The sequence below is a fragment of the Altererythrobacter sp. TH136 genome (assembly GCF_007065885.1).
GTDB lineage: Bacteria > Pseudomonadota > Alphaproteobacteria > Sphingomonadales > Sphingomonadaceae > Tsuneonella.
On the sequence record NZ_CP041409.1, the window covers coordinates 186,323 to 199,343 of the forward strand.

Consider the following 13,021-nt stretch of genomic DNA (forward strand, 5'->3'; position numbering starts at 1 on the left):
AGCCCTAAACTTATGACAATGGTCTTCATGTGGGGGTTCAAAGCTCAAACAGTTGCAAATTGCAATCCTGACGAGCGCGGCAAATGCCTTTCGCAATCCATGCGACACGATAGAAGCTTGCCCGCGGCCAGTTACGAAAGAGCGCGGCTGCGAATGCGGCGGGTTGCGTTATCATGCGCAGACCGCCCTGCGGAGCTATTTATGCCGGGCTCGGAAACCCTGAGCGATGCGTGGTCGAACACTCGTCACCTGACTCGCATCCGCTCGCATGAGTACGATGTACTGACGCAGAACTGGCGACACACCGGCGCCCAGCGTCCGATGTGACCAAGGGAGATGACAGAGTGGGCGATGCAACACTGACGACGGTATCCGGTTTTGATGGTCAGCCATTGGCGGTGCACCGCTTGGGGGCTGGGCGTCCGGTCGTGCTCTTGCACGGATTGTTTTCGGAAGCCGGGACAAACTGGATCAAGTTCGGCCACGCTGAACGGCTTGCCGCTGCCGGATTTGAGGCGATCATGCCGGACCTGCGCGGACATGGAGCCAGCGCAAAGCCGCACGAGCCGGCTGCCTATCCGCGCGACGTGCTGGTGCGCGATATCTTCGCACTTGTTGACGAGCTCGCGCTCGACGATTTCGATCTGGTAGGCTTTTCCCTTGGGTCCCGCACGGCCGCTCGGGCGGTCATCGCCGGGTTGGACCCTCGGCGACTGGTGCTCGCGGGAATGGGGTTGGAAGGACTGGCCGGGTGGAACCGGCGCGCCGCGTTCTTCCTTGATGCGCTCGCCCGGTTCGATCACGTGAAGCACGGAGATCCGGCGTTCATGGCGGTCAGTTTCATGAAGACGCAAAAGGTGGACCGGGTGGCCGCGCGGCTGCTGCTGGAGTCGGTGGCGGACACCGATCAGGCAGAATTGGCCAGGATCGCGATGCCCACGCTGGTGCTATGTGGGACAGACGACCGCGATAATGGCGATCCGCACAAGCTGGTCGCCGCGCTGCCTGACGCGACGCTGACCGAAATCCCCGGCACCCATATGAGCTCGGTGACCGAGCCGGCGCTGGGGGACGCGCTCGTCGCTTTCCTCACGGGTTGATTAAGCCAGCCCTCAGGTCTTAGGCGTTAATCCGTCACAACTATTCAGAACGTCGCATTTTCAATGAGGTCAATGATGAAGCACGCTTCCGTCGCGCTTGCCGCGCTTGCTGTCGCCCTTGCGGCTCCCGCCTACGCGCAGGATGCCGCCCCCGTTGCCGCGCCGGCGACAGCACTTGCTTATCCGATGACTGCTGCCGGGGCGGCGCAATTCGTCGCGGCGGCCGAGAAGGACCTGTTCGATTACACGGTCGAGGCCAGCCGGGTGAACTGGGTCAACGCGACGTACATCACGCATGATACCGATGCGCTGGCCTCTCAAATCAACGCTGTCGGCACCGAAAAAAGCGTCCGATATGCCCTTGAGGCTGCTCGCTACGCCGCGCTTCCGGGGCTCGATGCCGATGTGAAGCGCAAGCTCGATATGCTGCGCAACGGCATCGTCTTACCCGCGCCGACCACCCCCGGAGCAGCCACTGAGCTCAACACGATCGCGACCAACCTGCAATCGCAATATGGCAAGGGCAAGGGCACGCTCAACGGAAAGGAAATCAACGGCTCCGACATCGAGGCCGAGATGGGCAATCTCGAGCGGACCCCAGCCGAGCTCTCGGAAATGTGGGCCAGCTGGCACACCAACGTCGGGGCGCCGATGAAGGACGACTACGCTCGAATGGTCGAGATCGCCAATGACGGTGCGGCCGAGCTCGGCTTCGCCGACACCGGTGCCATGTGGCGTTCGGGCTATGACATGAGCCCGGCGGAATTCACCGCGATGACCGAGCGGCTGTGGCAGGAAACCAGGCCGCTGTACGAGGCGCTGCACACGTACGTGCGCTGGAAGCTCAACGAAAAGTATGGCGACGCCGTGCAAAGCAAGACCGGTCCGATCCGCGCCGACCTGCTGGGTAACATGTGGGCGCAGGAGTGGGGCAACATCTACCCACTCGTCGCACCGGCGGGTGCGGGCGATGTCGGCTATGACATCGGTGAGTTGCTCAAGGCGCAGGGCAAGACGCCGCTGGACATGGTGAAGATCGGCGAGGGGTTCTATTCCTCGCTCGGGTTCGAGCCGCTGCCCCAGACATTCTGGGAGCGCTCGATGTTCGTGAAGCCGGCGGACCGTGAGGTCGTGTGTCACGCCTCGGCATGGAACGTCGACAACAAGGACGACATCCGCATCAAGATGTGCACCAAGGTGAATGGGGACGATTTCATCACCATTCACCACGAACTCGGCCACAACTATTACCAGCGCGCCTACAACGGGCAGTCGCTTGCCTACCTCAATGGCGCGAACGACGGGTTCCATGAGGCGATCGGGGACTTCGTCGCCCTGTCCATCACTCCGCAGTACCTGGTTGACATCGGCCTGCTCGATAAATCGAAGGTGCCGAGCGCCGACAAGGACACCGGGTTGCTGCTGCGCCAGGCGATGGACAAGGTCGCGTTCCTGCCATTCGGCCTGCTGGTGGACAAATGGCGTTGGGGCGTGTTCGACGGGTCGATTACCCCGGCAACGTATAATCAGGCTTGGGTCGATCTTAAGAAGCAATACCAGGGCATCGTCCCTCCGGTTGAGCGCCCTGCGAATGCGTTTGACCCTGGCGCCAAGTTCCACATTCCCGGCAACACGCCGTACACGCGCTATTTCCTCGCCCGGATTCTGCAGTTCCAGTTTTACCAGGCAGCCTGCGAGCAGGCGGGCTGGAAGGGGCCGCTGCATCGCTGCAGTTTCTACGGCAACAAGGAAGTGGGCCAGAAGCTGAACGCGATGCTGGAAATGGGTGCGTCGAAGCCTTGGCCAGACGCGCTCAAGGTGTTCACCGGTACCAGTGAAATGAGCGCCAAGCCGATGCTGGAATACTTCGCGCCGCTCAAGAAGTGGCTCGATCAACAGAACAAGGGCAAGCCGACTGGCTGGTAAGAAGGTGCGCGCGCATGCCTCTGTTCAGGCGTTGCGCGATCAGCCCGCCGTCGACCGGGATGATCGCACCGGTGATGTAACTTGCGGCGGGGAGCACGAGGCTGAGGGCGATATGCGCCACCTTCTCGGGCTCTCCGTAGCGGCGAAGCGCAGTCCGGCGGCGGGCAAACTCAGCTTTGGCCTCGTTTGCCACGCTCGCCGTCATGCCCGTGTTGATCGGACCCGGGCAGATGCAGTTTACGGTGATGCCCTCCTTCCCTAGGTCGACCGCCAACCCCCGGGTGAGGCCGACCACACCCGACTTGGCCGCAACATACGGTGTGTCACCCGCGGTCGCGCCGAGCCCTTCGGTCGAGGCAATGTTGACGATCCGCGGCGCCTCGCTGCGACGGAGATGGGGCAGGGCGGCGCGAACCATCCTCTGCTGGCCGGTCAGCAAGATCAAAAGCGCCCGCGTCCAGACTTCCTCGTAATGATCACCATCATCGAGCGACGCAAATGCCGAAACGCCGGCGTTGTTGACCAGGATATCGATTCCGCCGAAATCGCCCGCGATCCGCGCCACTTCTTGTTCGATCGCTCGGGGATCGGCGACGTCGAGCGCATGGCCACGCGCGCCGCCGCCAGCTTCAGCAGCCACGCGGTCGCAGGCGCTCTGATCGATATCGGTCACCGCAACTTGCGCTCCGTGCGCCGCGAACAATCGCGCAGTCGCTCGGCCAATACCGCTGGCCGCGCCGGTGACGATGACGGCGCGCCCGACGACGGAGCGTGCTTCGGGCGCCAACAGGTCCATGCTCATGGCAGGTGACATATCACGCCGCCACGCAGACCTCCTTATCTAAAGGGCGGCTCGTTAAATGCCCGCAGCTTGCGGCTGTGCAGCCGGTCGCCTTCGTCACGCAGCCGGCGGCAGGCGGTCACGCCGATCTGCAAGTGGGCGGCAATCGCCTCTTCATAAAACTTGTTTGCCTGGCCAGGCAGCTTGATTTCCCCATGCAGCGGTTTGTCGCTGACGCACAGTAGCGTGCCGTAGGGGACCCGGAAGCGGTATCCCTGGCCGGCGATGGTGGCGCTTTCCATGTCGACCCCGACCGCGCGCGAAAGGGACATGCGGCGGGCCGACTGCGTGTACTGCAGTTCCCAATTGCGATCGTCGGTGGTGACCACGGTCCCCGTGCGCATGCGCTGCTTGAGGTCGGCGCCGTGAGCGCCGCTCACTTCTTCGGCCGCGCCGTAGAGTGCTTGCTGCACTTCGGCGATCGCCGGCAGCGGGATCTCCGGCGGGAGAACCGGGTCAAGCACGTGATCGTCGCGAAGATACGCGTGGGCGAGCACGTAGTCGCCGATTTTCTGGGTGGGGCGCAAACCGCCGCAGTGGCCGATCATCAGCCATGCTTCCGGACGGAGCACGGCCAAGTGATCGGTGATCGTCTTCGCGTTCGACGGCCCGACGCCGATGTTGACCAAAGTAATGCCGGATCGGTTCTCACCGATCAGGTGATAAGCGGGCATCTGGTGCCGCCGCCACGCGGTATCCGACAGTTGGAGCCGTGCGTTGGCACGGCGCTCCGTCAGCATGAGCCCGCCCGCCCCGGCAAGGGCCACACAGCCGTTCTCGCCCAACTGATCCGCCGCCCAGTCTACGAACTCGTCGACGTAGCGGTGATAATTGGTGAACAGGATATAGCGCTGAAAATCCTCGATCCGCGTGCCCGTGTAGTGCGCCAGACGCGCCAGCGAGAAGTCTGTCCGGAGCCCGTCGAACAGCGACAGCGGGATAGTGTCGCCGATGTTCAGGTCGATCCCGTCGGCTAGTTCGTCGCCGATCAGCGCTAACTCGGTGGCCGGAAAATGTCGTGCGAGATCCTGCGGGCTAATCCCCGCCATTTCCGCGCCCGCGGCACCATCAAGCACGTAGGGGAAGGGGATTTCCTGCCGCGACGGCCGCACCTCCATCTCCACAGTGTAGTCGCCGGTAATATGCTGAAGCTGTTCGCGCAGGTAATCTTCGAACAACGCGGGTCGGGTGACGGTCGTCGCGTAAACGCCTGGTGCGTTAAGCCGCCCGAAGGCGCGCCCGCGGCCTTGCGCCGCTTCGCCGCCGGCAAAGCGGATGCGCAGTTCGGGATAGGCATAGCTGCCGTCCATCCGCCGCCCGGACGCGGGCAGGGTGCCGCTGCGCGCATACGCGACGATGTCCTCGCGCAGGGTGTTTACCGCGCGCGTGTATAGCTCGCTCAACTGGGCGAGGATCGTATCAACCGATTGCATCACCTGCCGTTAGCGCGGCAGCGCGTGCAATCCTAGCGCAGTTGTGTGCCTAGCCGCCGTGGGACTGGCGCGGGCGGATCAGACCGACAGCGACAGTCGCGGCAGCGAGGCCCAGGCCGAGAGCGGTCGTGGTCAGGGGGTGCATCTGCGCCTCTAGGGCAAGGCTGGTTTTGCGGACCCGGTTGTTCTGGTTAGAGTGGACCCGGCCATCCTCTCGCGGCTCGAACAGGTTATCCTTCGCCCCTGGCTCCGGCGGCACGCTGCTGGTCTGCGCCGACTCGCCCATGAACCGTTCCATGATGACGTCGGTCACGCCCGGCATGAGGTTGCCGAGCTTGGTAATCATGAACCCTTGCCCACCGACCACCAGTTCTCGCTTTGGGTTGGCGCAGGCAAAGCAGATTGCCTTCGCGACGAGTTCGGGATCGTACAGTATTGGCGGGATCGCCGCCGGACGGTCCATCTTGTTGCGCGCATGCTCGGGATATGGGGTGTCGATGCCATTGGGCTTGATGAGGGTAACGGACACGCCGGCGTCGTCCCGTTCAAGCTCCATTCGCAGGGCTTCGGTGAAGCCGAGCACCGCATGCTTCATGGCGCAATAGGGACCCTGCAACAGCACCGCGCGCTCCGACAGCACCGAACCGACATTGATCAGCGCCCCGCCGCCCCGATCGCGGAGTGCCTTGCTCGCGTAGAGCGAACCCGTGACCGTTCCAAAATAGCCGACGTCGAAGACCCGCCGGTGCTCTTCCAGGGAGACGTCCTTCAACTCGCCGTACATCGCGACGGCGGCGTCGTTGACCCAGCAGTCAAAACCGCCGAATTCGCGCGCCGCTGCCTCGCCCACGCGGTCCGCCCATCCGGAATCCGAGATGTCCTCCACGCACACGGCGGCGCGGCCACCATCAGACCGGATGTCGGCTGCCGCCTGTTCGAGGGCTTCGCGATTGCGGGAGACCATCATCACCGCCGCGCCTTCGCGCGCCGCGCGTCGTGCAGTGGCAAGTCCGATGCCTGACGAGGCGCCGGTGATCACGATGGTTTGCTGGCTGAGCGGCTTGAGCTTGATGGGCACGGCGAAAAACTCCTTCGCCAACCCTACTGCTGAGCGCGCGTATCGTGCCGCAGTCGGGCTTATGCGGCCGTCGCGCTAACGAATTGCGCATAAAAAAAGGGGCGCCGGTGATCCCGGCGCCCCTTTGAATGCTTATGCCGAACCGGCTTAGCTTTCGCTAGCTTCTGCGCGCTCCTCCAGGAGATCGGCGGGAATTTCGCCGGGCTCCAGGGACTTGTCGACGGCTTCGGTGAAGCCTTCGCTCTCGCCGCGCTCTTCCTCAGCCATCGCACCGATCACATCGACGCCCTGGCGCTGGAGTTCGGCCTCGTCGTCCGAACGGGCGACGTTCGCCTTCACCGTCACGTGCACTTCAGGGTGCAGGGCGATGGTGATGTCGTGGATGCCGAGCGTCTTGATCGGGTGACCCAAGACGACCTGGCGCTTGTCCACCTTGTGGCCGCCAGCTTCGAGGCCCTGGACCACGTCACGGACACTGACCGAGCCGTAAAGTTGGCCAGCGTTTGACGACGAACGGATCAGGACGATCTCGGCGCCTGCCAGGCTCTCGCCGGCTTTCTCGGCGTCGCCGCGGCGGTTCGCGTTCTCGGTCTCGAGACGCTCGCGGTTGGCTTCGTAGACCTTGCGGTTCGCATCGTTAGCGCGCAGCGCCTTCTTTTGCGGCAGCAGGAAGTTGCGGGCGTAGCCGTCCTTGACGGTCACGACATCGCCCATGGCGCCCAGGTTGGCGACGCGTTCGAGCAGGATGATATCCATTGTCAGCGCGCTCCTTACTTCACGATGTAGGGAAGCAGGCCGATCTGGCGCGAACGCTTGATCGCGGTGGCGAGCTCACGCTGCTTCTTGCCGGACACGGCAGTGATGCGGGACGGCACGATCTTGCCGCGTTCGGACATGAAGCCCTGCAGCAGGCGCACGTCCTTGTAATCGATCTTCGGCGCATTCTTGCCCGAGAACGGGCACGACTTGCGGCGGCGGAAAAACGGGCGGGCCATCAGTCGCGCTCCTCACGGTCGCGACGCGGCTTGCGATCGCGGTCACTCTTGCGCATCATCACGCTCGGGCCACCCTCGTGCTCTTCGACGCGCACGGTGAGGTAGCGGATGATGTCTTCGTTGATCCGGGTCTGGCGCTCAAGCTCGGCCACGACGGCGCCGGGGCCCTCGATGTTCAGCAGCACGAAGTGCGCCTTACGGTTACGGTCGATCTTGTAGGCGAGATTCTTGAGACCCCAGGTCTCGGTCTTGGTCACCTTGCCGTCGTTTGCTTCGACGATCTCGGTGGCCGTCGCGGCCAGTGCATCGACCTGAGCCTGGCTCAGATCCTGACGCGCGAGAAAAATGTGCTCGTAAAGAGCCATGTCTCACGTCCTTGTTGTTACCGATCGCTGGCACATCCCGCGCGGATCGCAGGGGCCCCTCCGGCTTTCTTCTATCCCAAGGCTCGGCCCGGGGAAGCGGCGCACATAACGCCCTGCGGCACAAAAGCAAGGCTTGTGCGCTTGGCTGGGACGGGGCAGGCGCCGCCGGACAAGGAGAACAGAATGCCCGGCGGACTGGTTGCTTTGCTTGACGACATTTCGGTCATCGCGCGCGTCGCAGCGGCGTCGATCGACGATGTCGGTGTTGCCGTAGGCAAGGCGGGGACCAAAGCTGCGGGGGTGGTCATCGACGATGCGGCGGTCACGCCGTCTTACGTGACCGGCCTTCATCCCTCGCGCGAACTGCCGATCATCGCCAAGATTGCGCAGGGCAGTTTGAAGAACAAGCTGCTGTTTCTGCTGCCGGGGGCGCTGTTGCTGAGCTGGCTGCTGCCCCAGGCGATCACCTATATCCTGATCCTGGGCGGCAGCTATCTCGCGTTCGAGGGTGCGGAAAAGGTACTGGAGAAGCTTGGCGGGGAAAAGCACGGTAAGACGCTTGAGGATGCGATCGACGATCCCGCGAAGTTCGAGCAGGAGCGGATTGCCGGCGCCATCCGGACGGACCTGATCCTTTCGGCCGAGATCATGGCCATCGCGCTGAACGAGGTCGCCACCCAGACTGACAGCTTCTGGACCCGCGCTATCGCCCTCGCAGCGGTGGGCATCGCGATCACCGCGATCGTCTATGGCGCTGTGGCGTTGATCGTGAAGATGGACGATGTGGGTTTGCACATGACCGAGCGCGCCTCGACGAGCGCGCAGGCAATTGGCCGTGCGTTGCTGAAAGCCATGCCCATATTGCTGACCGCGCTGTCGTTGGTCGGCACGATCGCCATGCTGTGGGTAGGCGGCGGCATCGTCCTTCACGGGCTGCATGAGCTTGGTTTGCACGCGCCCTCGGATCTGGCGCATGGGGCGCAGCACGCGGTCGAGGAGGCTACCGGCGCGTTCGCCGGAGTCGCCGGATGGTTCACTTACGCAGCGATATCGGCGCTGGTCGGCCTGGCTCTCGGCATGCTCATCGTGTTCGTCATGCACAAAGTGCTGCGGATGGGGCACGGCGTCGGCAAGGAAGCCGAAGCGCACTGAGCGTCGTCACCTGAGGCGGGCCAGCAGGTCTCGCGCAAACTCGGTCAAAGTGTCATCCCGCGCGCCCATGATCGCGATCCGGTCGCCGTCGCGCGCAATGGCCGCGATGCGATCGGCCACCGCCGCACGCTCTGCGATGTATTCGGCGGAGCGGCCCGCCGCAGAGATCGCGGCGACCAAATCTTGCGATCCGCCGCTGCGGTCCACCGTGCCGCCGAAGTAGACCGGGTCGCAGATGATCGTCACGTCATTGGGTCCAAGCTCTCGTGCAAAGGTGTCAGCGAGTTCAAGCCCCATCTGTCGCAATGGGCCATAACCGTGGGGCTGAAAGAACGCGATCACTCGCCCGGAATGTTGCTTCAGCGTACGCAAGGTCGCGGCGCACTTCTCGGGGTTGTGTCCAAAGTCGTCGATCACGGTAATGCCGCCCGGACTCGTGCCGATCACATCGAACCGGCGAGCCAGCCCCCTGAACGAAGTAAGCGCCGCGACGGCCTCGCTTGGCGCGACCCCCGCCGCGGCCGCACCGGCAATGGCCGCGAGCGCGTTCGCCAAGTTATGCCGTCCCGGCATCGCCAGACTTAGCCGGTGCGCGGACCCGTCACTGCCATCGGTCACCACCGCACTCAGGCCTGACATTCCGTAGTCGGCTGAACCTGGTTCTACCGAGATCCTTGCCGAGGGGTCTGAGACGCTAAAAGTGATCGCGTCCAATCCCTGCGCGAGAGCCTTCACCTCCGGATCATCGAGGTTGACCGCGCAGGTCGCCGATGCGCGCAGAAAGTCAGCGAACAAAAGGCGCAACTCATCCATGCTCTTGTGGTCAAGGCTGACGTTGAGCAGCACCCCCACCGCCGGCCGATACAGCGCGATCGATCCGTCGCTCTCGTCTACTTCGCTGACGTATAGCTCGGACCCACCGACATGCGCGCTGGCGAAGGAGTTCTCCGCCGAGGCGAAGTTCTTCATCACCGCCCCGTTCATGATGGTCGGCGCTCGCCCCGCGGAATGAAGAATCCAGCCCAGCATGGCGGTGACGGTGCTCTTGCCGCTGGTGCCCGCGATCGCGACCGATGCCGGCGCGGCATTGAACAGCGCTGAATTAAGCTCGGCACGGGTCATGCGGTCGCAGCCGAGTGCGCGCGCCCTGACGATCTCAGGGACCGTATCCTCGACCGCCGCGCTGGCGACCACGACCTGATCCGGGCTGGTGACGCCGCTGCCGTCTTGCGGAAAAAGCGTGAAACCGTGATCCGCCAGCCACGCGAACTTGTCCGGTGTCCGGCCCTGATCCCGGCTGCGGTCGGACCCTGCCACTGTGCCGCCGAGACCCTGGACGATCTGCGCCAGCGGCAGCATTCCCGATCCGCCGATACCGCAGAAGAACCAGGGGCGGGCGGATGGCTTGAGCGGTGTATCCATGATGTGCCCCGGTGCGTAGTCGGGGATGCACAACTTGTGAAGCGGCTGCTAGGCCTGCAGCAATGACCCGCATCGCCATCTGCGCCCCGGCCACCCCGATCACCCGCGACATGGCCGAAAAGGTCACCGCGCTTGCCGCCGCCGAGTTTCCGGGCCTGACGCTCGATTTCCACGATCAGTGCTTTGCTGCCGCAGGACACTTTGCCGGGCCGGATGACCAGCGCCTTGCAGCCCTGATCGAAAGCGCCAACGATCCCCGTGCGGATGCGGTGTGGTTTGCGCGCGGGGGCTATGGCTCCAATCGCATCGCGCTTCCGGCGATCGCGGGAATGAATGAGGCAGCGGCGCGCAAGTCCTTTGTCGGCTTTTCCGACTGCGGGTTCGTGCTGGCTGGGTTGTACAAGGCTGGCATTGGTCGTCCGGTACACGGGCCGATGGTCGGAAACGTCGCCTCGGCCGGGGGCGAGGAGGCGATCCGCCGGGCGCTGGCGTGGTTTGCGGGCGACGATCGGACGCTGGAGCCGGGCCTGGATGAGCGGCCCTCGGTCGCCTTCAACCTCATCACCCTGACAGCGCTGACCGGCACTCCGCTGATGCCGGATCTTACGGGGCACGTGGTGATCGTCGAGGAGGTGGCCGAGCATCTTTATGCGATCGACCGGCTGTTTTTCCACCTGGTCGCTCATTTGCACGGGGTGGCCGGCCTGCGGTTGGGAATGGTGACCGCGGTACCCGAAAACGATCGGCCGTTCGGTAGCGAGGCAGAGGATATCGCGCGCTACTGGTGTGCTTCCGCCGATATTCCGTACCTCGGCCGCGCCGAGGTCGGGCACCATCCGGCGAACCGGATCGTCCCCTTCGGTCTTGCCGCGAGTGCCCACCGCGCATAGTCGCACCGGCCAGAGGAGATCACGATGAGAGCGTTCGTCTTTCCGGGGCAAGGCAGCCAGAAAGTAGGCATGGGCACCGAACTGGCGCAGTCGAGCCAGATCGCGCGCGAGGTGTTCGAGGAGGTCGACGACGCGCTCGGCCAGAAGCTGTTCGCCATCATGTCGGACGGTCCCGAAGACCAGCTGACCCTGACCGAAAACGCTCAGCCCGCGATCATGGCGCACGCCATCGCGGTCCTGCGGGTGCTTGAAAAGGAAGGCGGAATCACGCTGACCCAGGCGGCCGATTGCGTCGCGGGGCATAGCTTGGGCGAATACACCGCGCTGTGTTCGGTGGGCGCGTTCTCGCTCGCCGATACGGCCCGGCTGCTGAAGCTGCGCGGGCAGGCTATGCAGGCGGCGGTGCCCGTAGGGGTGGGGGCGATGTGCGCCTTGCTGGGCGCCGATCTGGACAAGGCGCAGGCACTCGCCGAGGCGGCCGCCGAGGGGCAGGTCTGCCAGGTCGCCAACGACAACGACCCAACGCAGGTGGTGCTGTCCGGGCATCGCGAGGCGATCGAGCGGGCCGTCGCGATGGTGAAAGACCACGGCATCAAGCGGGGGGTGCTGCTGCCGGTTTCAGCGCCGTTCCACTGTGATCTGATGCAGCCGGCGGCGGACGCGATGGCCGAGGCGCTTGCAAAAGTGCCGCCTCAGGCTTTCCGGCTGCCCGTTTATGCCAACGTCCTTGCCGCACAAGTGATTGAACCTGACCAGGAGCGGAGCCTGCTGGTCGAACAGGTATGCGGCCGCGTCCGCTGGCGTGAAAGCGTGCTGGCGATGCGGGAAGCGGGGGTCGAAGAGTTCGTGGAGCTCGGCGGCAAGGTGCTCGGCCCGATGATCGGGCGGATCGATCCGGACGCCAAGGTCACCAGCGTGGTGACGATGGCCGACATCGAGGCATTGGCGAAGGAGATCGGATGATGTTCAACCTTGAAGGGATGACGGCGCTGGTCACCGGAGCCAGCGGTGGGATCGGATCGGCGATCGCGCGGAGCCTGTCACGCCAGGGCGCGCGGCTGGCGCTGTCGGGTTCCAACAGTGCGAAGCTGCGCGCGTTTCGCGAGGAACTGATCGCCGAATCGCACCTCGATCATGTCGAGATCACCTGCGACCTGTCGAACACCACGCAGGTCGAGGAACTGATCCCGGCGGCGATCGACACCTTCGGCAAGCTCGACATCCTGGTCAACAATGCGGGCATTACCCGCGACAACTTGACCATGCGGATGAAGGATGACGAGTGGGACCAGGTGATCCGGATCAATCTGGAGGCCGCGTTCCGGCTGATGCGCGCATCGTGCAAGCCGATGATGAAGGCGCGGTTCGGGCGGATCGTCACCATCACCAGCGTCGTCGGCGCGACCGGCAATCCGGGCCAGGCCAATTACGCTGCGGCCAAGGGCGGGCTGACCGCGATGTCCAAGGCGCTGGCGCAGGAAGTCGCCAGCCGGGGCATCACCGTCAACTGCGTGGCCCCCGGCTTCATCCGCACCGCCATGACCGACCAGCTGCCCGATGCGCAGAAGGAAGCGCTCAACGGCCGCATCCCGATAGGCCGGATGGGGGAGGGCGAGGACATCGGCGCCGCGGTCGCATATCTCGCCAGTCGCGAGGCCGGCTATGTCACCGGGCAGACGCTTCACGTCAACGGCGGCATGGCGATGCTGTCGTAGCGGCTTATCCCCAAGGGAATCGGCCAGAGGGGCTCAGGGCGCGGGCTTGATCCTTGCCCACAGCCACCTCCCCGCTAAGGATATCCGGGCAATTTCCGGCGCCC

General features: G+C 64.3%; 13 protein-coding genes. 6 read left to right on the forward strand and 7 right to left on the reverse strand.

The genetic code is table 11. From position 1 onward, the window contains the following. The first annotated feature begins 344 nt into the window (after positions 1–344). Together C0V74_RS00960 and C0V74_RS00965 are read left to right on the forward strand one after the other, a co-directional pair. Entirely contained in the window at positions 345–1,100 is a 756-nt protein-coding gene (locus tag C0V74_RS00960; protein ID WP_207912420.1) for an alpha/beta fold hydrolase, read from the forward strand. A gap of 75 nt (positions 1,101–1,175) precedes the next feature. After that, the gene (locus C0V74_RS00965) at positions 1,176–3,026 is read left to right on the forward strand and encodes a M2 family metallopeptidase (RefSeq protein ID WP_143250240.1); all 1,851 of its coding nucleotides are present in this window, start codon (positions 1,176–1,178) and stop codon (positions 3,024–3,026) included. Here C0V74_RS00965 and C0V74_RS00970 read toward each other — a convergent pair. The 6 genes from C0V74_RS00970 to rpsF all read right to left on the reverse strand — a co-directional run bounded on the left by C0V74_RS00970 (position 2,977) and on the right by rpsF (position 7,738). Then, positions 2,977–3,822 carry an SDR family oxidoreductase gene (locus tag C0V74_RS00970; protein WP_246844911.1) on the reverse strand — a complete coding sequence of 282 codons (846 nt, stop codon included), beginning with the start codon at positions 3,820–3,822 and terminating at the stop codon, positions 2,977–2,979. The genes C0V74_RS00965 and C0V74_RS00970 overlap by 50 nt on opposite strands. 41 nt (positions 3,823–3,863) lie before the next feature. Then, a complete protein-coding gene (locus C0V74_RS00975; RefSeq protein WP_143250242.1) occupies positions 3,864–5,300 on the reverse strand; it encodes an AMP nucleosidase in 1,437 nt (478 codons plus the stop codon). 49 nt (positions 5,301–5,349) lie between these two features. Continuing rightward, positions 5,350–6,378, reverse strand: a complete 1,029-nt coding sequence (locus tag C0V74_RS00980; protein WP_143250243.1) for an SDR family oxidoreductase — start codon at positions 6,376–6,378, stop codon at positions 5,350–5,352. Positions 6,379–6,525: 147 nt separating this feature from the next. Next, positions 6,526–7,134, reverse strand: a complete 609-nt coding sequence (rplI, locus tag C0V74_RS00985; protein WP_143250244.1) for a 50S ribosomal protein L9 — start codon at positions 7,132–7,134, stop codon at positions 6,526–6,528. Between the two features lie 14 nt (positions 7,135–7,148). Then, complete coding sequence (gene rpsR / locus C0V74_RS00990) at positions 7,149–7,373, reverse strand: 30S ribosomal protein S18 (protein WP_126175369.1); 225 nt, start codon at positions 7,371–7,373, stop codon at positions 7,149–7,151. Further along, a complete protein-coding gene (rpsF, locus tag C0V74_RS00995) occupies positions 7,373–7,738 on the reverse strand; it encodes a 30S ribosomal protein S6 (protein WP_131623415.1) in 366 nt (121 codons plus the stop codon). Before rpsF ends, rpsR begins: the two co-directional genes overlap by 1 nt. Before the next feature lie 183 nt (positions 7,739–7,921). Between rpsF and C0V74_RS01000 the strand changes: the two genes are divergently transcribed. Further along, on the forward strand, positions 7,922–8,890 hold the full coding sequence (locus C0V74_RS01000) for a DUF808 domain-containing protein (RefSeq protein WP_143250245.1): 969 nt from the start codon (positions 7,922–7,924) through the stop codon (positions 8,888–8,890). Positions 8,891–8,896: 6 nt separating this feature from the next. Here the strand turns inward: C0V74_RS01000 and C0V74_RS01005 are convergent, their stop codons facing one another. Then, a complete protein-coding gene (locus tag C0V74_RS01005; RefSeq protein WP_143250246.1) occupies positions 8,897–10,312 on the reverse strand; it encodes a Mur ligase family protein in 1,416 nt (471 codons plus the stop codon). A gap of 62 nt (positions 10,313–10,374) precedes the next feature. Between C0V74_RS01005 and C0V74_RS01010 the strand changes: the two genes are divergently transcribed. The 3 genes from C0V74_RS01010 to fabG are packed head-to-tail and all read left to right on the forward strand — an operon-like array spanning position 10,375 to position 12,917. Continuing rightward, the gene (locus C0V74_RS01010) at positions 10,375–11,202 is read left to right on the forward strand and encodes an LD-carboxypeptidase (protein WP_143250247.1); all 828 of its coding nucleotides are present in this window, start codon (positions 10,375–10,377) and stop codon (positions 11,200–11,202) included. Between the two features lie 24 nt (positions 11,203–11,226). After that, entirely contained in the window at positions 11,227–12,165 is a 939-nt protein-coding gene (fabD, locus tag C0V74_RS01015; RefSeq protein ID WP_143250248.1) for an ACP S-malonyltransferase, read from the forward strand. Further along, positions 12,165–12,917 carry a 3-oxoacyl-[acyl-carrier-protein] reductase gene (gene fabG / locus C0V74_RS01020; protein ID WP_143252108.1) on the forward strand — a complete coding sequence of 251 codons (753 nt, stop codon included), beginning with the start codon at positions 12,165–12,167 and terminating at the stop codon, positions 12,915–12,917. Before fabD ends, fabG begins: the two co-directional genes overlap by 1 nt. Positions 12,918–13,021: the final 104 nt, after the last annotated feature.